This is a genomic window from Actinospineispora acaciae DSM 45401 (assembly GCF_000620785.1).
In the GTDB taxonomy this organism is placed as follows: Bacteria; Actinomycetota; Actinomycetes; order Mycobacteriales; family Pseudonocardiaceae; genus Pseudonocardia; species Pseudonocardia acaciae.
In genome coordinates this window covers 240,044-261,653 of record NZ_JIAI01000001.1, presented here as the reverse complement: position 1 = coordinate 261,653, position 21,610 = coordinate 240,044, and the positions used below count along the sequence as shown (strand labels likewise).

The 21,610-nt window shown below is 72.7% G+C and carries 22 protein-coding genes; 13 read left to right on the top strand and 9 right to left on the bottom strand.

Going from position 1 to position 21,610, the window contains the following annotated elements; translation table 11 throughout:
* Positions 1-13 precede the first annotated feature (13 nt).
* Together N912_RS0101315 and N912_RS0101310 are read left to right on the top strand one after the other, a co-directional pair.
* On the top strand, positions 14-577 hold the full coding sequence (locus N912_RS0101315) for a CGNR zinc finger domain-containing protein (RefSeq protein WP_037063205.1): 564 nt from the start codon (positions 14-16) through the stop codon (positions 575-577).
* A gap of 23 nt (positions 578-600) precedes the next feature.
* Positions 601-1,305: a 4'-phosphopantetheinyl transferase family protein gene (locus tag N912_RS0101310; protein WP_245645149.1), complete on the top strand. Its 705-nt coding sequence runs from the start codon at positions 601-603 to the stop codon at positions 1,303-1,305.
* 64 nt (positions 1,306-1,369) lie between these two features.
* Here N912_RS0101310 and lepB read toward each other — a convergent pair whose 3' ends face one another.
* Complete coding sequence (gene lepB / locus N912_RS48760; RefSeq protein WP_051579429.1) at positions 1,370-1,909, bottom strand: signal peptidase I; 540 nt, start codon at positions 1,907-1,909, stop codon at positions 1,370-1,372.
* A 150-nt stretch (positions 1,910-2,059) separates the two neighbouring features.
* On the opposite strand from lepB, the gene N912_RS0101300 reads away from it, so the two are divergent.
* Complete coding sequence (locus tag N912_RS0101300) at positions 2,060-3,628, top strand: PucR family transcriptional regulator (RefSeq protein WP_028921001.1); 1,569 nt, start codon at positions 2,060-2,062, stop codon at positions 3,626-3,628.
* On the opposite strand, the gene N912_RS0101295 is transcribed toward N912_RS0101300, so the two are convergent.
* From N912_RS0101295 to N912_RS0101270, 6 genes are all read right to left on the bottom strand, one after another.
* On the bottom strand, positions 3,629-4,750 hold the full coding sequence (locus N912_RS0101295; protein WP_037062617.1) for an oxidoreductase: 1,122 nt from the start codon (positions 4,748-4,750) through the stop codon (positions 3,629-3,631). It lies immediately after the preceding gene.
* Between the two features lies 1 nt (position 4,751).
* The gene (locus N912_RS0101290) at positions 4,752-5,357 is read right to left on the bottom strand and encodes a DUF1989 domain-containing protein (protein ID WP_037062615.1); all 606 of its coding nucleotides are present in this window, start codon (positions 5,355-5,357) and stop codon (positions 4,752-4,754) included.
* Positions 5,358-5,432: 75 nt separating this feature from the next.
* A complete protein-coding gene (locus N912_RS0101285) occupies positions 5,433-6,965 on the bottom strand; it encodes a solute symporter family protein (protein ID WP_028920998.1) in 1,533 nt (510 codons plus the stop codon).
* Complete coding sequence (locus N912_RS61475) at positions 6,962-7,315, bottom strand: DUF485 domain-containing protein (RefSeq protein ID WP_064745188.1); 354 nt, start codon at positions 7,313-7,315, stop codon at positions 6,962-6,964. Before N912_RS61475 ends, N912_RS0101285 begins: the two co-directional genes overlap by 4 nt.
* Positions 7,316-7,501: 186 nt before the next feature.
* Positions 7,502-7,840 (bottom strand): hypothetical protein, encoded by a 339-nt coding sequence (locus N912_RS63190; protein ID WP_156993100.1) that lies wholly within the window; start codon positions 7,838-7,840, stop codon positions 7,502-7,504.
* A 104-nt stretch (positions 7,841-7,944) separates the two neighbouring features.
* Positions 7,945-8,370, bottom strand: a complete 426-nt coding sequence (locus N912_RS0101270) for a cupin domain-containing protein (protein ID WP_028920996.1) — start codon at positions 8,368-8,370, stop codon at positions 7,945-7,947.
* 172 nt (positions 8,371-8,542) lie between these two features.
* Here N912_RS0101270 and N912_RS0101265 point away from each other — a divergent pair, with 172 nt between their 5' ends.
* From N912_RS0101265 to N912_RS0101240, 6 genes are all read left to right on the top strand, one after another.
* Complete coding sequence (locus tag N912_RS0101265) at positions 8,543-9,031, top strand: phosphatase domain-containing protein (RefSeq protein WP_028920995.1); 489 nt, start codon at positions 8,543-8,545, stop codon at positions 9,029-9,031.
* Between the two features lie 226 nt (positions 9,032-9,257).
* On the top strand, positions 9,258-11,018 hold the full coding sequence (locus tag N912_RS0101260; RefSeq protein ID WP_245645148.1) for an acetyl/propionyl/methylcrotonyl-CoA carboxylase subunit alpha: 1,761 nt from the start codon (positions 9,258-9,260) through the stop codon (positions 11,016-11,018).
* Entirely contained in the window at positions 11,015-11,893 is an 879-nt protein-coding gene (locus N912_RS0101255; RefSeq protein WP_028920993.1) for an HpcH/HpaI aldolase/citrate lyase family protein, read from the top strand. The genes N912_RS0101260 and N912_RS0101255 overlap by 4 nt, the downstream gene beginning before the upstream one ends.
* Complete coding sequence (locus N912_RS0101250; protein ID WP_245645147.1) at positions 11,890-12,345, top strand: MaoC family dehydratase; 456 nt, start codon at positions 11,890-11,892, stop codon at positions 12,343-12,345. Before N912_RS0101255 ends, N912_RS0101250 begins: the two co-directional genes overlap by 4 nt.
* Positions 12,342-13,076: an SDR family NAD(P)-dependent oxidoreductase gene (locus tag N912_RS0101245; protein WP_028920991.1), complete on the top strand. Its 735-nt coding sequence runs from the start codon at positions 12,342-12,344 to the stop codon at positions 13,074-13,076. The genes N912_RS0101250 and N912_RS0101245 overlap by 4 nt, the downstream gene beginning before the upstream one ends.
* 71 nt (positions 13,077-13,147) lie before the next feature.
* Entirely contained in the window at positions 13,148-13,786 is a 639-nt protein-coding gene (locus tag N912_RS0101240; RefSeq protein WP_028920990.1) for a TetR/AcrR family transcriptional regulator, read from the top strand.
* Here N912_RS0101240 and N912_RS0101235 read toward each other — a convergent pair.
* Positions 13,752-15,272 (bottom strand): class I adenylate-forming enzyme family protein, encoded by a 1,521-nt coding sequence (locus N912_RS0101235; protein ID WP_028920989.1) that lies wholly within the window; start codon positions 15,270-15,272, stop codon positions 13,752-13,754. The genes N912_RS0101240 and N912_RS0101235 overlap by 35 nt on opposite strands.
* A gap of 134 nt (positions 15,273-15,406) precedes the next feature.
* On the opposite strand from N912_RS0101235, the gene N912_RS0101230 reads away from it, so the two are divergent.
* A complete protein-coding gene (locus tag N912_RS0101230; RefSeq protein WP_028920988.1) occupies positions 15,407-16,942 on the top strand; it encodes an acyl-CoA carboxylase subunit beta in 1,536 nt (511 codons plus the stop codon).
* A 122-nt stretch (positions 16,943-17,064) separates the two neighbouring features.
* Positions 17,065-17,478: a VOC family protein gene (locus N912_RS0101225; RefSeq protein WP_028920987.1), complete on the top strand. Its 414-nt coding sequence runs from the start codon at positions 17,065-17,067 to the stop codon at positions 17,476-17,478.
* Positions 17,479-17,703: 225 nt separating this feature from the next.
* On the opposite strand, the gene N912_RS0101220 is transcribed toward N912_RS0101225, so the two are convergent.
* Positions 17,704-18,552 carry a MurR/RpiR family transcriptional regulator gene (locus tag N912_RS0101220; RefSeq protein ID WP_037062611.1) on the bottom strand — a complete coding sequence of 283 codons (849 nt, stop codon included), beginning with the start codon at positions 18,550-18,552 and terminating at the stop codon, positions 17,704-17,706.
* 88 nt (positions 18,553-18,640) lie between these two features.
* On the opposite strand from N912_RS0101220, the gene N912_RS0101215 reads away from it, so the two are divergent.
* The gene (locus tag N912_RS0101215; protein ID WP_028920985.1) at positions 18,641-19,879 is read left to right on the top strand and encodes a metal-dependent hydrolase family protein; all 1,239 of its coding nucleotides are present in this window, start codon (positions 18,641-18,643) and stop codon (positions 19,877-19,879) included.
* 9 nt (positions 19,880-19,888) lie between these two features.
* Positions 19,889-21,286, top strand: a complete 1,398-nt coding sequence (locus N912_RS0101210; protein ID WP_245645146.1) for an MFS transporter — start codon at positions 19,889-19,891, stop codon at positions 21,284-21,286.
* The last annotated feature ends 324 nt before the right edge of the window (positions 21,287-21,610 follow it).

The following is a 21,610-nucleotide window of genomic DNA, read 5'->3' as shown; positions in this document are numbered from 1 at the left end:
TAAGATGCCGCGGATGGCCGCCACGGCGTTCGGACACGACATCGACTGCGGCCTCGGCGCGGCCATTGACCTGGTGAACACCGCGCCGGAGACCGGTGGCGCCGAGCTGCTCGACGACGTCGACGCGCTGCGCGGGTTCCTGTCCGAGCACCGCTTCGAGACGGTGGGCGAGATCACCCCGGATCACCTGCCCGCCGTGCGCGCGGTGCGGTCGCGGCTGCTGGCCGTCCTCGGGACGGAGGACTTCGACGAGGCGGTGCGGCTGGTCAACGCGTTGATCACGGACACGGGGACGACGCCCCGGCTGGCCAGGCACGACGGCCACCCGTGGCACATGCACTACTACGCGCCCGGCGCGGCGCCCTCGGACCACATCGGGGCCGAGTGCGCGATGTCCCTCGCGTTCGCGTTCGCCGCCGACGGCCGCGACCGGTTCCGGGAGTGCGCCTCGCCGGGCTGCCGGCGGCTGCTGGTGGACCTCTCGCGCAACCGGTGCAAGCGGTTCTGCGACAGCCGAACCTGCGGAAACCGCGCGCACGTCGCCGCCTACCGGGCTCGCAGGCGCGCCGCCTCCTGACCGGGGCGAGCACAATGGGTGACGTGAGCGGGGGCACTGTGACCGACGGCGCGGCGCTGGGGCGGATACTGCCGGCCTCGGTGGTGGCCGTGGAGATGTTCGGCGACGACCCGGAGGAGGCGACCGTCGCGCTGATGCCGGAGGAGGCGGCGCACATCGCCGGCGCCGTACAACGCCGGCGGCGCGAGTACGCCTGCGTGCGGCACTGCGCCCGGAAGGGGTTGGCGGCGCTGGGCCTGTCCCCGGTGCCGATCCTGTCCGGCTCACGCCGCGAGCCACTGTGGCCGGCCGGGGCGGTGGGCAGCATGACGCACTGCGCCGGCTACCGCGCCGCCGCCGTGGCCAGGGCGAGTGAGGTGGCCACCGTCGGCATCGACGCCGAGCCGCACGAACCGCTGCCCGACGGCGTCCTCTCGGTGATCTCCCGCAACGAGGAGCGCGCCCGGCTCGACGAGCTGGCCGCCCACGACCCGGCCACCATGTGGGACCGCCTGCTGTTCTCCGCCAAGGAGTCGGTGTACAAGGCCTGGTATCCGCTGGCCAGGGACTGGCTGGGGTTCGAGCAGGCCTCGATCGAGCTCGACCCGGTGCGGCGGCGCTTCTCCGCCCGGCTGCTGGTGCCCGGCCCGGAGCTGGACGGCACCCGGCTGGACGGCTTCGAGGGCCGCTGGCTGGTCCGCGACGGCCTACTGCTGACGGCGATCGCCGTGCCCCGCGCCGAGACGTGACACGCGGTCGCCGATGACCTTGTTGAGCGACAGGCCATTTGCCACGACGCCCGCCCCGGCTCGTTCATCCCGCGCGCACGATGGCCGTGATCGACTTTGCCGGAACCGAACCGTGTCCGGGTGTCCGGGAGTCCGCCGAGTTGTTGCGGCTGTCGCCCATCATCCAGAGCATCCCCGGTGGGACCCTGACCGGCGCGAACGAGGCCTGGTTCGGTGGCCCGGCCTCGGGCAGGTAGTGGAGGTAGGGCTCGTCGAGCGGTCGGCCGTCGACCAGCACCCGACCCGTCGGGTCGCAGCACCGGACGGTCTGGCCCCCCACCGCGATAACACGCTTGAGCACCTCAGGCTGGTCGCCGGGCACGGACTGCCAACTCGGGGGACCGTGGAACAGGACGATGTCGCCCACTCGACCGGCGTAGTTGGTGACCGGCTGCGCCATGACCGTCTGGCCCTTGTGAATGGTCTGCTCCATCGAGCCTGTCGGCATCACGAACGGGTAGGGCGCCGGTGCCGTAGCGGGCTCGGCGGCGTGGGCGGTTGAGCCGCTGGCAATCACCACACCGGCCAGCAGGGCACCGCCGAGCACGGCGAAGATCTTGTTCATGACGCTCATCCTGTCCAGCGGACCCGTCCGACGACAGCCAAAATCTCAGGGACGGTCGAGGTGCACGCTGCCCCCGCGGCGTCGGTCCAGGACGAACCGGGGCTAGAGGAATATCCAGTGTTTGGCGTAGTTGGTAGATAGGCTCACAGGGTGCTGACGCTTCGGGCGTTGCTGGACGACCCCGCCCTCGAACTGCGCCTGCTGGAGCCGGGACCCGCCGGCGCGCTGGACGCCGAGGTCGTCTGGGTGCACAACACGGAGCTGCCCGACCCGTCGCCCTACGTGCGGGAGCGCGAGCTGGTGCTGACCAACGGGCTGTGGCGCGACCGGGTGGACCCCGCCGAGTTCGTGTCCCAGGTGGCCGGCGCGAACGCCGCCGGGATCGTCTTCGGGCTGCGCGTCCAGACCCCACGCACGCCGCCCGAGATGGTCGACGCGTGCCGCGATGCCGGGCTGCCGCTGCTGGAGATCTCCATCGCGGTGCCGTTCACCGCGCTGTCACTGGCCGCGGCCGCGAGCTACGCCGAGCAGCGCCAGGACGCGCTGGTCGGCATGGTGCGCCGGGGCGACGCGCTGGCCGGCGCGATCTCCCGGGGCGCCGGCGCGTCCGGCGTGCTGAAGGTGCTGCGCCGCGACCACGACCTGCCGCTGGCCGTGGTGGACCGGATGGGCCGCGCGCTCGCCTCGGCCGGGACCGGGCTCGACAACGAGCTGGACGACGCGGCGCTGCGCGCGGTGGCCGACGGACTCGCCCGCCATCCGCCGCCGCTGGAGCTGGACCTGCCCGGTGTCGGCAGGGCCACGCTGTTCCTCGTCGCCGCGGTCGGTGACGTGGACGCCGCGCTGCTGTGCCTGCGGCCGCTGTCGGAGCTGGGGCGCGCCGAGCGGGACGCGCTGGAGCAGGCGGCCAGGTTCCTCAGCCTGGAGGTGGCCAAGCAGCAGGCGGTGCAGGCCATCGAGTCGCGGTTCGCCAGCGAGCTGCTGGACATGATCCTCTCCGGGCCGGCGCGGGGCGCCGAGGTGCACGGGCGGCTGCGCGCGTTCGGCATCGACCCGGCGGACCCGCTGGTGGTGTGCGCGCTCGCGTTCGCCCACGGCGGCGCCGCCACCCTGCCCGGGCTCGGCGAGGCGGTCGGCGAGTTCTTCCTCGCCGAGGGCGTCCCGGTGGTGGTCGCCGGCGGCAGCCAGGACGTGGTGGCGGTGCTGCCGTGGCGTCGGCCGGAGCGGGAGCTGGCGGAGCTGGCCGGGCGGCTGGCCGACTCGGTGCTGGCCCGGTTCCCCGGGCGGCGGCCGGTGGTCGGCTTGGGTGGGCTGGCCGAGGACGCCGGCGGGTTGCGGCAGCCGCTGGCCCGCGCCCGCGAGGCGTGCCGGGTGCTGCGCCGCCGAGACGGGCCCGCGGTGGCCGCGTTCGGTGAGCTGAGCACCTATCACCTGCTGCTCGGGATGCAGGACCCCCGGACGCTGCGCGGGTTCGCCGACGGCGTGCTCGGGCCGGTGCGCGAGCACGACGTTCGCCGAGGCGGCGAGCTGGAGGCGACCCTGCGGGCGTTCCTGGAGCACGAGTGCCACTGGGCTAACACGGCGGCCGCGCTGTACGTCCACGTCAACACCCTGCGCAACCGGCTGGCCCGCATCGCCGAGCTGACCGGCCGTGACGTGGCGCGCACCGAGGACCGGGTCGACCTGTTCCTCGCGCTGGCCGCCGACGCGATGAGCTGATCAGCAGGTGGCCTTGTGCCGCCAGCCGTCGGCGTTCGCCAGGGTGGCCATCGGTTCCAGCATGGCCGGGTCGAACGGCGCCAGGTCCAGCCCGCGCGCCAGCCGGCACGGCAGGTCCGGGTTGGCCAGCGCGCCCCTGCCCAGCGAGAGCAGGTCGGCGTGGCCGTCGTCGAGCACCCTGGCGGCGGTGTCCAGCTCGTGCATGCCACCGTTCGCGATCACCGGCAGCCCGGTCACCCGCCGTGCCAGCCCGGTGACCGTCACTCCCCCGTCCAGCAGCGCCGTCTGCCACCAGTCCCGGCCCTCGCTGGCGATGTGCAGGTAGCCGGCGCCGGCCTCGGCCACCGCCGTGAAGATCGTCTCGGCGTCGCACGCACCGCCCGCCCACCGGTAGGAGAAGTCGTTGACCTTCGTCTGGGACAGCCGGATGCCGAGCGGGAAGCGCGGCCCGACCTCGGCCCTGATCGCGGCCACCACCTCGGCGGCCAGCCGCGCCCGGTTGGCGACCGGCCCGCCGTAGCGGTCGGTGCGCCGGTTGGTGTAGTCGGTGAGGAACTGGTCGATCAGGTAGCCGTTCGCGCCGTGCACCTCGACGCCGTCGAACCCGACCTTCCGGGCGCGCGCGGCCGCCTCGGCGAACCCGCGCACCGCCGCGTCGATGTCCGCCGTGCTCATCGCCCTCGGCACCGGCCACTCGCCCTGCCCGCCGTAGTCCTCCATCATCCGCCCGCGCGGGCGGATGGCCGACGGGCCGGCGGTCTCGGCGCGGTACGGGTTGCCCTGGGACAGCGCGCCGGCGTGCATGAGCTGTGCCACCAGCCGCCCGCCGGCCGCGTGCACGCGGTCGACCACCGGGCGCCAGGCCTCGGCGTGCTCGGCGGTGGCCAGGCCCGGCTGGTTGAGATACCCCTGGGCGTACCCTGTGTCCGAGTAGATGCCCTCGGTGATCACCAGCCCGAAGCCGCCGCTCGCGAACTCCGCGTAGTACTCGGCCATCCGCGCCGTGGCCCGGCCGTCCGGGGTCGCCGAAATCCTGGTCATCGGCGCGACCGCGAGCCGGTTGGGCAGCGTGAGCCCGGCGATCTCGGCGGTGGCCAGGCCGGGGTGCCGTTCGGTTGTCACGTCAGTCCTCCGGTAGCAGGTCGATGGCCAGCGGGGTGATCTCGCCGGTGTTGATGGCGACCAGGTCCTGCGGGCACGCGGAGACGACGAGCACGCAGTCCATCTCGGCCCGGAACGTGATCGCGTCGCCCGGCCGCGACGGCGACGGCAGCCACTCCAGGCCGGCCTCGGGGGTGACCGGGATGTCCATGAACACGTTGATCGGCTGTGGCACCTCGGCGAGGGTGATTCCCCGCTCGGCCAGTGCCGCGCGCAGGTTCGCCGCGCACGACGGGTGGTCGGGCACGCCCAGCTCGGCGTACCGGGCGGGGTCGCAGGCCGGGATCAGCATGTCGTGCCGGCCCGGTGAGCCGTCCGCCACCAGGGTCAGGATCGACCGCCTGCGGTTGGTCACGAACTTCTCGCCGATGGCCGGGAACAGCCGGCTGTTGCGCGCCCGGGTGTAGCCGGCGCTGTGGAACTCCGTCGGATCGGCGGCGTTGAACGCGAACACGTCGCCGACCTGGCCGCCGTCCAGGTCGACCACCCGCACGCTCGCGCCCGCGCCCACCCGCACGGCGCGTCCCTCCCGTGCCGGGACCACCACCCTGTCTGTCTGTGCACCCATGCGCCGCAGTGAACCAGCGCACGCCGACCACGGCTATGGATGATCAGACATCGAGTGCCCCGATCTGATGGATGTTCAGCCGACGTCCGAGCCGACCAGCGCGCGCACCTTGACCTTCTCGAACGCCGACCGGTCGGGCTTCTCCCGGCCGAGCACGCTGCCCAGCCAGCAGCCCAGGAACCCGAGCGGCACCGAGACCAGCACCGGGAACGCCAGCGGGAACGGCGCCGCCGCCTCGCCGCCCGGCCACACCGACGGCCCCAGCACGATCAGCACCACCGCGCTGACCAGCCCGGTCAACGCGCCGGTGATCGCGCCGGGGGTCGTCATCCGCCGCCAGACCATGGTCAGCAGCAACACCGGGAAGTTCGCGCTCGCCGCGGTCGCGGTGGCCAGCGTGGCCAGGAACGTGACGTTCTTGCCCGCCCCCACCACCAGCGTCGCCGCCACCGAGATCGCGACCACCACGACCGCCGCGACCCGTCCCACCCCCGGCTCCTCGTGCTCGCCCCGGCGCAGCAGGTTCGTCCAGAGGTCGTGCGCGACGGCGCTGGACGCGGAGAGCACCAGGCCGGCCGTCACGGCCAGGATCGTGGCGAAGCCGACGGCCGCGACCAGCGCCAACAGCAGGTCACCGCCGACCGTGTGCTGCCCGCCGCCCAGCCACCGGGCCAGCGCGGGCAGCGCCAGGTTGCCGCCCTGGCCGGCCTCCCGGGCCCCGCCCTCGCCGAGCACCGCCCGCGCCGCCAGGCCGAGGAAACAGATGAGCAGGTTGAACCCGCCGATCAGGCCGACCGCCCACACGCCCGACCGCCGCGCCTCGCGCGCGTCCGGGACGGTGAAGAACCGCATCAGCACGTGCGGCAGCCCGACCGAGCTGAGCGTGACCGCCACCGCCATGGACAGCAGGTTCCACGGGTTGCGGAAGGTCAGCCCCGGGCCGAGGAACGCCTCGCCCGCCGGGGACTGCCCGACCGCCTGATGGACCACCGCCAGTGGGTTCGGGCCGACCCGGATGAGCACCAGCACCACCAGCATCACGACGACCGCCATCACCAGCGTCGCCTTGATCACCTGCACCCAGGTGGTGGCCAGCATGCCGCCGAACAACACGTAACACAGCATCAGCACGGCGGCCAGGACCACCGACCACCGGAAGTCGATCCCGGCCAGCGCCTCGAGCAGCACGCCGCCCGCGACCAGCTGGGCCAGCAGGTAGAACACGCACACGCACAGCGTGGACACCGCCGACACCGCGCGCACCGGCCGCGACCGCAGCCGCAGCGCGAGCGCGTCGGCGAAGGTGTAGCGGCCGAGGTTGCGCATCTTCTCCGCGACCAGGAACAGCACCATCAGGAAGATCCCGCTGGCCGCCGCCGCATAGAGGAAGCCGTCGAGGCCGAACAGGAAGGCCAGGCCGGCGTAGCCGAGCAGGGAGGACGAGGACAGGAAGTCGCCGGCGATGGCCAGGCCGTTGGTCCGCCCGGACAGGCCTCGGCCCGCCGTCCAGAAGTCGTCGGTGGTGCGGGTCCGGCGGGCCGCGTAGTAGGTGACGACCAGGGTCGCGGCCACCACCACGGTGCTGACCAGCAGCGCGAGCGGGTTCACCGGTCGCCCTCCGTCCGCCGGCGCGGCAGGCCGGCGTCCGCGCGCAGCTCGGCGACCAGCTCGTCCCAGCGGCGGGCCCGCCGGGCGTACTGGACGGTGAGCACGAAGATCACGCCGAGGTAGGCGACGCCGAGCACCAGGCCCAGGCTCAGCCCGTCCGCCACCATGACCCCGAGCCCGCGCGGGGCGAACGCCGCCCAGCCGAACAGCACGACCGCCGAGCCGAGGAACACCGTCCAGGCGTAGCCGAAGAACCGCCGCCGGTCGGCGACCAGCTCGGTCATCTTCGGATGGGCGAGCAGCCGTGCCACTCGGCCCGACTCGGCATCCGTGACGAGCGGGCGATCCATGCTGACCTCCGAGGTCATAGCCGCCATAGCAAACAAATGTTTGTTTTCGAGACTGTAGAGTGAGCCGCCCCGCCGCGCAACGCCTCGCCCGCGCTTGTCCCATTGCGGGGTCACCGGCCGCGCCGACCTCGCGATCTCGTTCGACATCGACGTCCGAGGCGGTAACGAGTTTCAGCCGCGGGACAGCTAGCGACGGCGCGCCATGACCCACACAACCCGCACCAGGGTCCCGACCAGCACTGTCCCCGCGAGCACGCTCATCCCGACCGAGATCCATGCCCAGGCCGCCATACCGGTCACCAGCGCCACCAACAGCAGCCCGAAGGCGACGACCAGAAGCAGCCCGAACGCCGCCAGCGACAGCCACAACGCGCGCAGCGACCGGCGCCGATCCGGACCGTCCGCGTATGGGGCGACCGGAGGTGGGAAGCTCGCGCCCGGCGGCGGGCCGTACGGGCCGGGGTGCCGCGCGGGGTGGCCACCGGGCGACCACCCGTTGTCGTAATGCCCTCCGCGATCGGTCATGCCGCCTCCGCTGTGGGGTGCCCCCATCCTCGGCATGGCGCGCGGTGCCGTCAATCTCGGCCTCGACGTCCGCGCGCACAGGTTCGCCGGACGCCGCGAAGCGGTCAGGCGCGCCGGTATCCGGCGAGCGTGCTGTCGTCCACCTCGGGGAGGTTGACCACGATGTTGTCGGGGGTACGGGCGGTGAGCCAGACCAGGTCCTCGGTCACGCTCATGTTCGCCTCGACGTGCGGCATGTACGGCGGCACGAAGACGAAGTCGCCCTCTTCGAGATCTTGGTACTCGGCGTAGTCCTCGCCGTAGTAGATGCGCCCCCGGCCGGACAGGACGTACCCGCCGGTCTCCGCCTCCCCGTGGTGGTGCGGCAGCGAACGGTAGCCGGGCTCGTTGCTGACCCGCCCGAACCAGATCCGGGTCGCCGGGGTGTGCGCGGGCCCCACGCCGGAAACCCGGACGGCACCGCCGGACTGCGCCGTGTCGGCGTGCTCCTTGCCCTTGCGCGTGACGACCGGGACGTCCTGCTCGGCCATGCTCTGTCCTCCTCCGAATCCGCATCCAGCGCGCACACGACATGCGGCCACACCCGCATTGGCCTGCGCGAACGTTCACGCTAGCGAACGATTGCTCGTTTTGTCGAGACGCACCGGAACCGCCGACTCGGCCGTCGCCCGGCACCGGGACGACGCTGGCAGGATGCGACCCATGAGCGACCGACTCACCGGTGCGATCACGTTGCCGGACGGGACGGCGGTACGCGGGCGGGGACGCCGCGCGTCGGTTCCGCCGGGGCCACACCCCACCTACGGCCTCTACCTCGGCCGGCCTCCGGACGCGCCGAGCGGGCCGATCTCGCGGCTGCTCCGGGCTCGCGCCCGCGCCCACGCCTGGCGCCCCGACTGGCCGGCGGACTGGATCGACTGGCCCGACTTCCGCACCCCGCGCGACGCCCCGGCCGCCGCCGGCGCGATCCACCACGCATACCGGCTCGCCCGCTCCGGACAGCTCGTCGAGGTGGCCTGCGGCGGAGGCGTCGGCAGGACCGGAACGGTGATCGCCTGCATGGCCGTCCTCGCCGGCCACCCCGCCGCCGACGCCGTCGCCTGGACCCGCTCCAACTACCGCCCGCGCGCCGTCGAGACCCGAGCCCAACGCCGCTGGATCACCTGGTTCGCCACCCACCACCCCGAGTAGACGCGCCGCACACAGCCAGTCGCCGCCGCACACACGACCCAACCTGTGTGCCGCGACCACGCGGTGTGTGCGACGCCCGGGGCGACGGCCACGAGCCGCCTTGACCGGCACGCCGCGGCGCTCTAGCGTTGGGCAAACAAGCGCACGTTCGCTTTGGTGACACGACGAGAGCTGGGTGCCCATGCCCCGAACCTCGGACCGCCAAGGTCCGGTACCGCTGGGGAAAGTGCTGGTCGCGAACCGCGGCGAGATCGCGGTCCGGATCATGCGTACCTGCGCCGAGCTCGGCATCGCGAGCGTCGCCGTGCACTCCCCCTCGGACGCCGACGCCCTGCACGTCCGGCTCGCCGACGAGGCCGTCCCCCTCGGAGACGACCCGCCGTCACAGAGCTACCTCAACGTCGACAAGATCATCGACGCCGCGAAGGCCACCGGGGTACGGGCGGTGCATCCCGGCTACGGCTTCCTGGCCGAGAACGCCGAGTTCGCCCGCGCGGTCGAGCACGCCGGCCTGACCTTCGTCGGACCGCCGCCGAGCGCCATCGAGGCGATGGGCGACAAGATCGCCGCACGGCGGATCGCGACCGACGCCCGGGTCCCGCTGGCGCCCGGCACCGTCGAGCCGGTCACCACCGCCGACCAGGTCCGCGCGTTCGGCGCCGAGCACGGCTACCCGATCGCGGTCAAGGCGTCGCACGGCGGCGGCGGGCGCGGCATGCGGATCGTCGAGTCGCCCGCCGGCGCCGACCAGGGCCTGGAGGCCGCCCGCCGGGAGGCCGGCGCGGCGTTCGGCGACCCCGAGGTGTACCTGGAGCGCTACCTCCCGGCGGCCCGCCACGTCGAGGTCCAGGTGCTCGCGGACGCCCACGGCGGCCTGGCCTGCCTGGGCGACCGGGACTGCTCGGTGCAGCGCAGGCACCAGAAGCTGGTCGAGGAGTCGCCCGCGCCCGGCCTGCCGGCGGCGGTGCGGACCGCCATGGCCGAGGCGGCGCTGCGGCTGGCCGGCGCGGTCGGCTACCTCGGCGCCGGCACCGTCGAGTACCTGCTGGACGGCGAGCGGTTCTACTTCCTGGAGATGAACACCCGGATCCAGGTGGAGCACCCGGTGACCGAGGCGGTGCTCGGCGTGGACCTGGTCGCCGAACAGCTGCGGATCGCCGCCGGCGAGCCCCTGCTCCCGACCGGTTCCGACCTGGTCCCGCGCGGGCACGCGATCGAATGCCGGATCAATGCCGAGGACCCCGCCAGCGGCCTGTTCGTCCCGAGCCCCGGACGCATCGAGCGGCTGCACGTACCGCCGAACCCCGGCGTGCGGTTCGACTCCGGCTACCGGTCCGGCGACGAGGTCCCGCCGCACTACGACAGCATGATCGGCAAGCTCGTGGTGTGGGCGCCGGATCGGGAGACCGCGATCCGGCGCACGCTCGGCGCGCTGGACGAGCTCGTGGTCGCCGGGGTGCCGACGACGGTCCCGGCCGCGCGCGCCGTGCTGGCGCACCCCGACTTCGCGGCCGCCCGGATGACCACCCGCTGGCTGGAGTCGACCGTCGAGCTGCCCGCCGGCCCGGAACCCGAGCCCGAACCCGAGGACCGCCGCACGGTCTGGGTCGCGGGCCGCCGCTACCACGTGCCCTACCTCGGAGAACGCCCACCGCCGGCCCGGGCGGACACCGCGAGGCCACCCGTGGACGGCCCGCGCCGCCGCCCCACCCGCAACGCCACCGCCGCCACGGCCACCGGATCGCTCACCAGCCCGATGCAGGGCACAGTGATCGCCGTGAACGCCGCCCCGGGCGACGTGGTCACGGCCGGACAGGTGCTGTTCGTGGTGGAGGCGATGAAGATGGAGAACCCCGTCCGCGCCACCACCGACGGCGTGGTCGGCACGGTCACCGTGACGGTCGGTGACGTGGTCGCCGCCGGCGCCGAGCTGGCCGTCCTGGACAGAGCCGACACCGAGACAGAGGCCGTCAAGGAGCCCACGTGAGACCGTACCGCTCGCTGCTGTTCGTGCCCGGCCACAAGCCGGACTGGGCCGACAAGGCCGTCCGCGCCGGCGCGCACGCGCTCATCCTGGACCTCGAGGACGCGGTGCCGCCGGAGGCGAAGGACGCCGCCCGCGAGCACGTGGCCGCGACAGTCGACAGGCTGGCCGGCGGCCCGACCGGCATCGTGGTCCGGGTCAACCCGCTGGAGTCCGACCTGTTCGGCAGGGACGTGGCCGCCGTGGTCCGCCCCGGCGTGGACGCGCTGCTGCTGCCCAAGATCTACGGCCGCGACGACGTGGTGGCGTTCGACGCGCTGGTCGGTGCGGCCGAGATCGAGCGCGGCATGCCCCGGGGCGGCGTGGCGCTGCTCCCCTCGCTGGAGACCGCGCGCTCGCTCACCTCGGTGGACGAGATCGCCGCCGCGCCCCGGGTGGCCGGGCTGATGGCCGCCGCCGCGAAGGACACCGACGCCTCCCGGGAGGTCGGCTTCCACTGGACGCCGGCCGGCCTGGAGACGCTGTACCTGCGCAGCAAGGTCGTGCTGGCCGCGCGCTCGGCCGGCCTGCGCCACGTCGTGATCGGGCTGTGGCAGGACATCGGCGACCTGGACGGCCTGCGGGCGTTCGCGGAGGCGAACCGGGACCTCGGATACGGCGGCCAGGTGCTCATCCACCCGTCGCACGTGGCGACCGTGAACGAGGTGTACGCGCCCAGCCCGGCCACCGTGGAGCGGCTGCGCCGGCTGGTCGCGGCGTACGAGCGGGGCGCCGAGGCGGGCTCCGGCGCCGTCATGTTCGAGGGCGAGCACATCGACCTGGCGCACGTGCTGCACGCCCGCCAGGTCCTGGCCGGCGCCGACGAGCGGGAGGGATGACCATGGCGGGCAGGTACTTCGAGGAGTTCGTGGTCGGCGACGTGGTGCGCCACGCCGTCACCCGCACCGTCACCGAGACCGACAACCTGCTGTTCACCACGCTGACCATGAACCCGCAGCCGCTGCACCTGGACGAGGAGTTCGCCAAGGACTCGATGTTCGGCACCAGGATCGTGAACAGCGTGTTCACCCTCGGGCTGGTGGCCGGCATCCACGTCGCGGACCTGACCCTCGGCACCACGCTGGGCAACCTCGGCTTCGAGGACGTGACGTTCCCGCACCCGGTGCTGATCGGCGACACCATCCGGGTGGAGACCGAGGTGCTGGCCACCCGCGCGTCGAAGAGCCGCCCGGACACCGGCATCGTCACGCTGGAGCACCGGGCGTTCAACCAGCGCGACGTCCTGGTCTGCAAGGCCCGGCGCGCGGCCCTGATGAAACGCAAGCCGTGAGCGAGGCGCCGGTCGGGGTGGTCACGGGCGCCGGTTCCGGGATCGGGCGGGCGGCGGCCGAGCGGCTGCTCGCCGACGGGGCTCGGATCGCCGGCTGGGACCGGCGCGCGGAGTCGCTGTCCTGGCTGGACGGCACGCCCGACGCGATCACCGAAGCCGTGGACGTCACCGACGCCGAGCAGGTCAGCGCGGCCGCGGCGGCGGTGGGCGAGCGCTGGGGCCGGGTGGACTTCGTGGTCAACTCGGCCGGGATCTTCCTGGTCGGGCCGGTCGCGGAGGTGGCGCCGGAGGCGGTGCGGACCCTGTTCGACGTCAACGTCGTCGGCACCACCGTCGTCACCCAGGCGCTGCTGCCGATGCTGGTGGCCAGCAGGGGCGCGGTGGTGAACCTGTCCAGCACGGTCGGGCTGCGGGCCAGCGCGACGAACGCGCACTACGCCGCGTCCAAGGCGGCCGTTGCGCACCTGACCCGGTGCTGGGCGCTGGAGCTGGCCCCGCACCGGGTGCGGGTGAACGCGCTGGCGCCGGGGCCGATCGGCACCGAGATCTACACCTCGGCGGGCATGGACCCCGACGCGGTACGGGCGTTGCTGGAGCGGCGGGCCGCGGACATCCCGCTCGGCCGGGTCGGCACCACCGCCGAGGTGGCACTGTGGATCTCCCGCCTGATCGCCGACGAGTGGGTCACCGGCCAGGTCATCGCGGTCGACGGCGGAATGTCCGTAGGATGAGTTCGTAACGAACTATCGATCGTTCGCCTGCCACGACCCTGGCGGCGGACGGTCCGAACGGAGAAACTCCCATGCCACGTCCGACCGGCGGGGTGCGCACCGCCGACGCCATCCGCCAGGCCGCCGAGGAGCTGTTCTACCAGCACGGCTACGAGGCGACGTCGCTGCGCCAGGTGGCCGCGAAGGTCGGCATCCAGGTGGGCAGCCTCTACAACCACATCAGCGGCAAGGAAGAGCTGCTCAGCGGCCTGATGATCGGGATCATGGACGACCTGCTGGCCGCCCAGCGCGCGGTGCTGCGCGGCCGCGAGGACCCGCTGGACTGCCTGCGCGCGAGCATCGACTGCCACATCCGGTTCCACGCCGACCGGGCCCGCGAGGTGTTCATCGGCAACTCCGAGCTGCGCTCGCTGCCGCCCAAGGACCGCCGCAAGGTGATCGCCAAGCGGGACCAGTACGAGACGATCATCCGTGACCTGGTGGCGCGGCTCGCGGAGACCGGCCGGGCCAAGGTCATCGACGCCCGGCTGCACTCGTACGCGATCGTCGCGATGGGCACCCACGTGTCCACCTGGTACCGCCCGAGGGGGCCGCTCTCGCTGGACCAGATCGTCGACGCCTACATCGTGATGACGCTGCGCCAGCTCGGCGTCGCCGAGGCCGAGATCGAGGCCGCTACCAGCCCATTAACCGGCGCAGCTCGCCCTTGACCACCTTCCCGCTCGGGTTCAGCGGGATCGCCCCGGGCTCCACGAACGCGAACGCCTTCGGGATCTTGTAGCCGGCCAGGTGCCCGCGCAGGTACTCCCCCAGCTCGACGTCCGTGACCCGCCGGCCGGGGCGGGTCGCCACCACCGCCCGCACCTCCTCGTCCCACTCCGCGCTGGCCACCCCGAGCACGCCGCACTCCATCACCGCCGGGTGCGCGTAGAGCAGCTGCTCGATCTCGGCGGCGTAGACGTTCTCCCCGCCGCTCTTGATCATGTCCTTGGCCCGGTCGCGGTAGTAGAGGTAGCCGCGCTCGTCGCGGACGGCCAGGTCGCCGGTGCGCAGCCAGCCGTCGCGCAGCGTCTCGGCGGTCTCCTGTGGCCGGTCGTGGTAGCGGAGCATCACGGCCGGCCCGCGCACCCGGATCTCGCCCAGCTCACCCGGCCCGACCTCCTCCTCGCTGACCAGGTCGGTCAGCCTGGTCTCGGCCAGCGTGTACTCCTGGCCGATCGAGCCGTCCAGCTCCGGGCGCATGATGTCGGCGTCCAGCAGCCGGGTGACCATCGGCCCGGCCTCGGTGAGCCCGTAGCGGAAGTACATCCGGATGTCCGGCGCGACCGCGCGCACCGCCAGCTTGTCCGGCATCCGCAGCAGCCCGCCGCCGGTGTGCAGCTGCCGGAACCACCGCTGGAAACCGGGGCCTTCGAAGGTGCCGGCCGCGAGCAGCCGGCGGATCATGTTCGGGATGAGGAAGCTGGTGGTGACCCGCTCGGCGTCGACGAGCTTGCCGACCAGGTCCTCGTCGAACCGGCCGGGCACCACGTTGGTGCCGCCGCTGGTGTAGTGCGGAGCGAACACGCACAGCAGCGCCGCCGAGTGGAACAGCGGTGTCAGGCTCAGCGCGACGTTGTCCGCGTCCGTGGCCATGCCGCAGTCCAGCCGCTCGTTGATCGAGTTGACCATCGCGGTGCGGTGGGCCAGCACCACGCCCTTGGAGAACCCCGTGGTGCCGCCGGTGAACAGCACGCACATCGGGTCGTCCCAGCTCACACCCGGTTCGCCGGGGTCGCCAGGCCGGAGCAACCGCTCGTACTCCTGACCCTGGTGGTAGACCGTCGGGGCCGGGTCGAGGTCCGTCGCCGCGGCGGCCATGGCATCGGCGTGCCGACGGTCGACCAGGACCACGCCGGCGCCCGTGGTGGCGATGCCGCGCACCAGCTCCTCGGTGGCCCAGCGCCAGTTGTACATCACGGCGACCGCGCCGGCGCAGACGATGCCGAGGAACGCCTCGATGCAGAACACGCCGTTCCCGGCCAGCACCCCGACGTGGTCGCCCTTCTGGACCCCGGCCTCCCGCAGGCCCCTGGCCAGGGCGTGGGCGCGGGCGGACAGCTCGCGGTGGGTGAGCCGGCCGTGCTCGTCGACCACGGCGGTGCGGTCCGGGTGGCGGCGGGCGTTCACGCGCACGCAGTCGGCCAGGGTCCACATGCGCGCCTCCCGGTGTCCGGTACCGAACCTGGCCGAGCTAAGCAAACAATCGTACGTTTTTCAATGCCCCGCCCGCGCTCCCGAGTTAACATACGATCGCTTGTTCGTTTAGGTGCCCAGCAGGGAGTGAGAGCATGAGCGACGCCGACGTCCATGACGAGCTGGCCCGGCGGCTGGAGCGGGCGCGGCTGGGCGGCACGGAGAAGAACCGCCGCAAGGTGCTCGACGCCGGCAAGATGCTGGTCCGCCAGCGCCTGGAGCTGCTCTTCGACGACGGCTGGTCGTTCGAGGACGGCCTGCTCGCCCGCTACGACGAGGGACTTCACGGCGACGCGGTGGTCACCTGCGTCGGCGCCGTGGACGGCCGCGACGTGGCCGTCATCGCCAACGACTTCACCGTCAAGGCCGGCACCTGGGGCAAGCGCACGTTCGAGAAGATCGTCCGCACCCAGGAGATCGCGGACGAGACGGGCATGCCGCTGGTCTACCTGTTCGACTCCGCCGGCGCCCGCATCGACGAGCAGTTCGAGAGCTACGCCGGCCGCCGCGCCTGGGGGAACATCTTCTACAACCAGGTGCGCTACTCCGGCCGGGTGCCGCAGGTCTGCGCGCTGTTCGGCCCGTCCCCGGCCGGGTCCGCCTACGTGCCGGCGCTGTGCGACTTCACGGTCATGGTCCGAGGCAACGCCACCGCCTACCTCGGCTCCCCCCGGCTGGCCGAGATGGTCACCGGCGAGCGGGTGACCCTGGAGGAGATGGGCGGCGCCGAGATGCACTGCCGCACCTCCGGCCTCGGCGACTGCCTGGTGGACGACGACGAGGAGGCCATCGCCGCCGTCCGGGTCTGGCTGTCCTACCTGCCGGCCAACTGGCGCGAGCGCCCGCCGGTGGCCGAGCCGTCGCCGCCGTCCTCCCCGAGGACCGTCCGGGAGGTGGTCCCCGAGCGCGAGTCCGAGGTGTACGACGTGCACGAGCTGATCGACGCCCTGGTCGACGGCGACAGCTTCCTGCCGTACAAGGAGCTGTTCGCGCCCGAGCTGGTCACCGGCTTCGCCCGGATCGAGGGCCACAGCGTCGGCCTCGTCGCCAACCAGCCGCTGCACTCCGGCGGCGTGCTCTTCCCCGACTCCTCCGACAAGGCCGCCCGCTTCATCTGGACCTGCAACGCCTACAACATCCCGCTGGTCTTCCTGGTCGACGTGGCCGGCTACATGATCGGTTCCGAGGTCGAGCGGCAGGGCATCATCCGGCACGGCGCCAAGATGCTGTTCGCCGTGGCCGAGTCCACCGTCCCCCGGATCGCGGTTCTGGTCCGCAAGGCCTACGGCGGCGGCTACCTGGCCATGTCCGGCGCCCCGATGCGCCCCGACGCCGTGATCGCGCTCCCCACCGCCAAGCCCGCCCTCATGGGCCCCGACGCCGCGGTGAACGGCGTGCACTACAACCGCATCCAGGCCATCGCCGACCCCGACGAGCGACGCCGGTTCGTCGCGGAGAAACAGGCCGAGTACGCCGCCGGCATCGACGTCTTCAAGATCGCCAACGAGAACGCCATCGAGGCAGTGGTCCCCGCCGACCAGCTCCGGGGCGAGCTGGCGAGGCGCCTGCGGGTGTACCGCCGCCGCCACACCGACCCCATCGCCCGCCGCCAGGCCGTCACCCCGACCTGACAGCGCACCGCCGCGCCGACACATCGAGACGAACCGGTCAGGAATCGAGAAGCCCCCGTCACCAGGCCGTACATAGCGTGAGCGACATGTGCAACACCACCACTTCTCCACGGAGACAAGGCATGAAAGCGCATGTGAGCTCGATCCTCCTCGGCGTTCGGGACATGGATCGGTCGAAGCGGTTCTATACGGAAGGTCTCGGCTGGAAGGTCGAGCGGGACTACGGCGTCTCGGTGTTCTTCGGGTCGGACGGGGGCTCGCTGGTCGGCTTCTACGGCCGCGAGGGCCTGGCGACCCAGGTCGGCACGAGCCCGGAAGGCAGCGGCTTCAGCGGACTGGTCCTCACCTACGTCGTCCGCGGTGAGGCGCGGGTCGACGAGATCCTGGCGGAGGCCGAGAAGGCCGGCGCCACGATCCTCAAGCCCGCCGCCGCCACGCCGTGGGGCGGCTACGGCGGTTCGTTCGCGGACCTGGACGGCTACATCTGGGACATCGGATACAGCGCCCGGGGCAAGAACCAGCCTTACGCGGAGTAGCCGAGCGGGTCCGTGATCAGGCGCGCGGCCACCGCCCGCAACTTCGTCGGATGACGGTGCCGACGACTAAACCCGCAGCTCAGAACCCGTGAGTGGTTAGCGGTGCTATGGCACCGCTAACCACTCACGGGTGGTGACCAGCGGAAACGCCGGGTCGGGGTTGGGTACGGGGTCGGCGGCGGGGTCGGCGTTGGCCGGGACGCGTCACGTCCGGGCGCCGTGTCCTCACTCGCACATGAGGTCCATGCGCTGCCAGAGGTCCTCGGTGGCGCCGATGGCGGCCCTGGCGTCGTCGCCGCGCAGCCTGGTGATCTCCGCCAGCAGGGCGTGGACGACGGACATCGCGGCGGTCAGCGACGGGAAGTGACTGGTGCCCTCGCTGGGCACGGTGATCACGTGGTCGGCGGCCTCGGTCAGGCCGGAGCGGTGCAGGTCGGTGAGCGCGCAGGTGGTCACGCCGGCGTCGTGCGCGATCTCGGTGGCGTCGCGGATCTCCCGGGGCAGCCGCCAGAAGTTGATGGCCACCAGGCAGTCCTCGGGGCCGAGCCCGGTCAGCGTGTTGACCAGCGTCGTCCCCCCGCGCGCCGCGAACTGGACGTCCAACCCCATGAACCCCGAGCAGTGCGCCAGCAGGTACGCCGGTCCGGAGAACGCCCCGGAGGCGAGCACGAGCGTGCGCCGCGCGGACGCCACCGAGGCGGCCACCGCCCGCACCGCGGCGACGTCGAGGGTGCGGGTGGCCAGCGCGAGGCTGTCCATGTCGCTGCGCAGCGCGTGCAGGATCGGGTCGGACGCCGGGGCCTCGTGCTGGCCGAGCACCTCGGTGGCGCGCAGCGAGGCGAGATAGCGGCTGCGCAGCTCCAGGCGCAGCTCGGGCCACCCGGAGAAGCCCAGCGCGCGGGCGGTGCGCACCACCGTCGCGGCGTCCACCCCGGCCCGGCCGGCCACCGCGCCGGCGGAGGCGTACGAGGTGAACTCCGGCTGGGTGGCGAGCAGCCGCGCGACCCGCTCCGACTTCGGCCCGAGCGCCGCGCCGTCGCTGCGGTCCCGCACCCAGGCTTCGGCGGACTCCATCTCACTCCCCGATCTGCAACGCTTATTGCAGTAGATCGTAGTTGCTGCCATCATTGCGCTGGTCGTCGAAGGGTTCGAAAGGCGGGTCATGGCAGACCAGCACCAGGTGATCATCCGGAACGCGTCCATCCTCGACCCGGCGGCCGGTGAGCTGGCGCCCGATCGATCGATAGTCGTCGAGGGCGAGGAGATCGTCGACGTCGGCGGGCCGGAGCTGCGGGCGGCGGATGCGCGGGTGGTGGACGCCGGCGGGCGGGTCGTGATGCCAGGGCTGATCGACGGGCACGTGCACGTGCTGGCCTACACCGCCGACCTGCCCGGCGCGGGCGAGCAGTCGCCGTTCTACGTGGCCGCCCGCGCGTCGGGGATCCTGCGCGGGATGCTGGAGCGCGGCTTCACCACGGTGCGCGACGCGGCCGGCGCGGACCACGGGGTGGCCAGGGCGGTGCGCGAAGGCCACCTGGTCGGGCCGCGCGTGATGTTCGGCGGCAAGGCGCTGTCCCAGACCGGCGGGCACGGCGACCCCCGCTCGTCCGGGCGCGACGTGCACGACCACGCGTACTGCGCGCCGCACCTGAGCCGGATCGTGGACGGCGTGGACGAGGTGCGCAAGGCGGCCCGCGACGAGCTGCGCCGGGGCGCCGACCACCTCAAGCTCATGCTCGGCGGCGGGGTCGCCTCCCCCACCGACCGCATCGACAGCACCCAGTTCTCCGTCGAGGAGATCCGCGCCGCCGTGGAGGAGGCCGAGGCCGCGAACCGCTACGTGCTCGGCCACGCCTACACCCCGAGAGCGGTGAACCGGGGCCTGGAGGCCGGCGTGCGCTCCATCGAGCACGGCAACCTGATGGACGAGACCAGCGTCAAGCTGTTCCTCCAGCACGACGCGTTCTACGTGCCGACGCTGGCCACCTACTCCGCGCTGGCCGAGGAGGGGCCCGCCGCCGGGCTGCCGCCGGTCAGCCACGCCAAGGTGTTCGACGTGCTCGACGCCGGGCTGAACGCGCTGGAGCTGGCGCACCGGGGCGGGGTCAAGCTGGTGTACGGCACCGACCTGCTCGGCGACATGCACTACCGCCAGCTCACCGAGTTCAGCATCCGCGCCCAGGTGCAGCCCGCGCCCGACATCATCAGGTCGGCGACCACCACCGCCGCCGAGCTGCTCGGGCTCGAAGGGCGCGCCGGTGTGATCGCCCCGGGCGCGTTCGCCGACCTTCTGGTCGTGGACGGCAACCCGCTGGACGACGTCACGGTGCTGACCAACCCGGACGACGCGCTGCGCCTGATCATGCACGCGGGCCGGATACACCGGAACTCCCTCGGCTGAGTCTGTCCGATGACCACACCAGCGCAGGCGCGCGAGCGCGAGATGCTCGCCAGGGTGGAGCGGCTGCCGATGTCCCGGCCGCACTTCCACCTGCTGTTCCAGGGCGGCCTGGGCTACACGTTCGACGGCATGGACGGGGCCATCGTGGCCTTCATCCTGCCCGCGGCGGCCGCCGTGTTCGCGCTGTCCGGCCCCGAACAGGGCGTGCTGGCCAGCTCCACGCTGATGGGCTACCTGTTCGGCGCGCTGGCGGCCGGGATGCTCGGCGACCGGATCGGGCGGCGCCGGGTGATGATGTACGCGCTCGCGCTGTACGCGGCGGCCTCGCTGGTCGCGGCGTTCGCGCCGAACTGGCCGGTGCTGCTGGCCTTCCGGATCGTCGCCGGCGTCGGCACCGGCGCGGAGGCCGCGATCATCGCGCCGTTCCTCTCCGAGTTCGTGCCCAGCAGGTTCCGGGGCCGCTACATCGGCTCGCTGGCCGGGTTCTTCTCGTTCGGGTTCGTGCTGGCCGCGCTGCTCGGCTACTTCCTGGTGCCGCCGTTCACCGACGGCTGGCGCATCGTGCAGGTGATCGGCGCGGTGCCGATCCTGATGCTGCTGTGGTGGCGCCGGGCGCTGCCGGAGTCGCCGCGCTACCTGCTGGCGCACGGCCGGGTGGACGAGGCGGAGGCGGTGGTCGAGCGGCTGGAGCGGCGGGTGACACGGGCGACCGGGCGTCCGCTTCCCCCACCGGCCGACGCCGTCCCCGCCGATCCGGTCGCCGAGCGGCCGGCGAGCGCGGCGGCGGCGCTGGCCAGGCTGTGGCGCGGCGCGCTGGCCAGACAGACCGCGACCACCTGGGCGCTGTGGTTCTCGATCACGTTCGCCTACTACGGGTTCTTCACGTTCATCCCGTCGCTGCTGGTGCAGCAGGGCCTGACCATCACCAAGAGCTTCGGCTACTCGATCGCGATCTACCTCGCGCAGATCCCCGGCTACTACTCGGCGGCGTTCGTCTCCGAGCGGTTCGACCGGAAGTGGACGATCGGTGGCTACCTGGTCGGCGGGGCGCTGTCCGCGCTCGGGCTGGCCACCGCGTCGTCGAACGGCCAGCTGTTGGCGTTCGGCATCCTGCTGTCGTTCTTCATGAACGGCACGTACGCGTGCCTGTACAGCTACACGCCCGAGGTGTACCCGACGGCGATCCGGGCCACCGGGATGGGCGCGGCGTCCGCGTTCGGCAGGGTCGGCGGGATCCTCTCCCCGATCATCATCGGCACCGCGTACAGCGGGCTGGGCTTCTTCGGGGTGTTCGCGCTGACCTGCGCGGTGCTCACGGTGGGCGTGCTGGCGGTGCTCGTGCTGGGCGTGTCCACCAAGGGCCGCACCCTGGAGGACATCACCGCCCAGACCACCGCCTCGTCCTGATCTGGCGAGTTCGTACTCATGCGTGCCGTTTCTTGCCGGCCTGGTCGAACGCAGCGAACCAGTCGGCCACGGGTGTGAGCGGTTTCGTTGGAGTGCGTTTCCGGGCCGGTCTCGATGGCCATGAGGTGTAGGAGGGATGCTGGGACGCGGTCGGCGACAGGTGGAGATGTCTGTGTGGGCGGGCGCAGCTCGGACCAGTCGAGTCCGGCGCCGAGCATCGGGAGGCTGGCCGCCGTACTCCTAGGGCTCGGCGCCGGGCCGAACTTGGCGACCTAGATGTGGCAGCGCCCCACCGCGAGGTCACGAGCGATACCAGGCCATACC

Coding starts and splice junctions, on each gene's coding strand:
- N912_RS0101315 (WP_037063205.1), top strand. CDS start 14: ATGGCCGCCACGGCGTTCGGACACGACATCGACTGCGGCCTCGGCGCG.
- lepB (WP_051579429.1), bottom strand. CDS start 1,909: ATGAACAAGATCTTCGCCGTGCTCGGCGGTGCCCTGCTGGCCGGTGTG.
- N912_RS0101290 (WP_037062615.1), bottom strand. CDS start 5,357: ATGGGTGCACAGACAGACAGGGTGGTGGTCCCGGCACGGGAGGGACGC.
- N912_RS61475 (WP_064745188.1), bottom strand. CDS start 7,315: ATGGATCGCCCGCTCGTCACGGATGCCGAGTCGGGCCGAGTGGCACGG.
- N912_RS63190 (WP_156993100.1), bottom strand. CDS start 7,840: ATGACCGATCGCGGAGGGCATTACGACAACGGGTGGTCGCCCGGTGGC.
- N912_RS0101270 (WP_028920996.1), bottom strand. CDS start 8,370: ATGGCCGAGCAGGACGTCCCGGTCGTCACGCGCAAGGGCAAGGAGCAC.
- N912_RS0101265 (WP_028920995.1), top strand. CDS start 8,543: ATGAGCGACCGACTCACCGGTGCGATCACGTTGCCGGACGGGACGGCG.
- N912_RS0101250 (WP_245645147.1), top strand. CDS start 11,890: ATGACCATGGCGGGCAGGTACTTCGAGGAGTTCGTGGTCGGCGACGTG.
- N912_RS0101240 (WP_028920990.1), top strand. CDS start 13,148: ATGCCACGTCCGACCGGCGGGGTGCGCACCGCCGACGCCATCCGCCAG.
- N912_RS0101235 (WP_028920989.1), bottom strand. CDS start 15,272: ATGTGGACCCTGGCCGACTGCGTGCGCGTGAACGCCCGCCGCCACCCG.
- N912_RS0101230 (WP_028920988.1), top strand. CDS start 15,407: ATGAGCGACGCCGACGTCCATGACGAGCTGGCCCGGCGGCTGGAGCGG.
- N912_RS0101225 (WP_028920987.1), top strand. CDS start 17,065: ATGAAAGCGCATGTGAGCTCGATCCTCCTCGGCGTTCGGGACATGGAT.
- N912_RS0101220 (WP_037062611.1), bottom strand. CDS start 18,552: ATGGAGTCCGCCGAAGCCTGGGTGCGGGACCGCAGCGACGGCGCGGCG.
- N912_RS0101215 (WP_028920985.1), top strand. CDS start 18,641: ATGGCAGACCAGCACCAGGTGATCATCCGGAACGCGTCCATCCTCGAC.
- N912_RS0101210 (WP_245645146.1), top strand. CDS start 19,889: ATGACCACACCAGCGCAGGCGCGCGAGCGCGAGATGCTCGCCAGGGTG.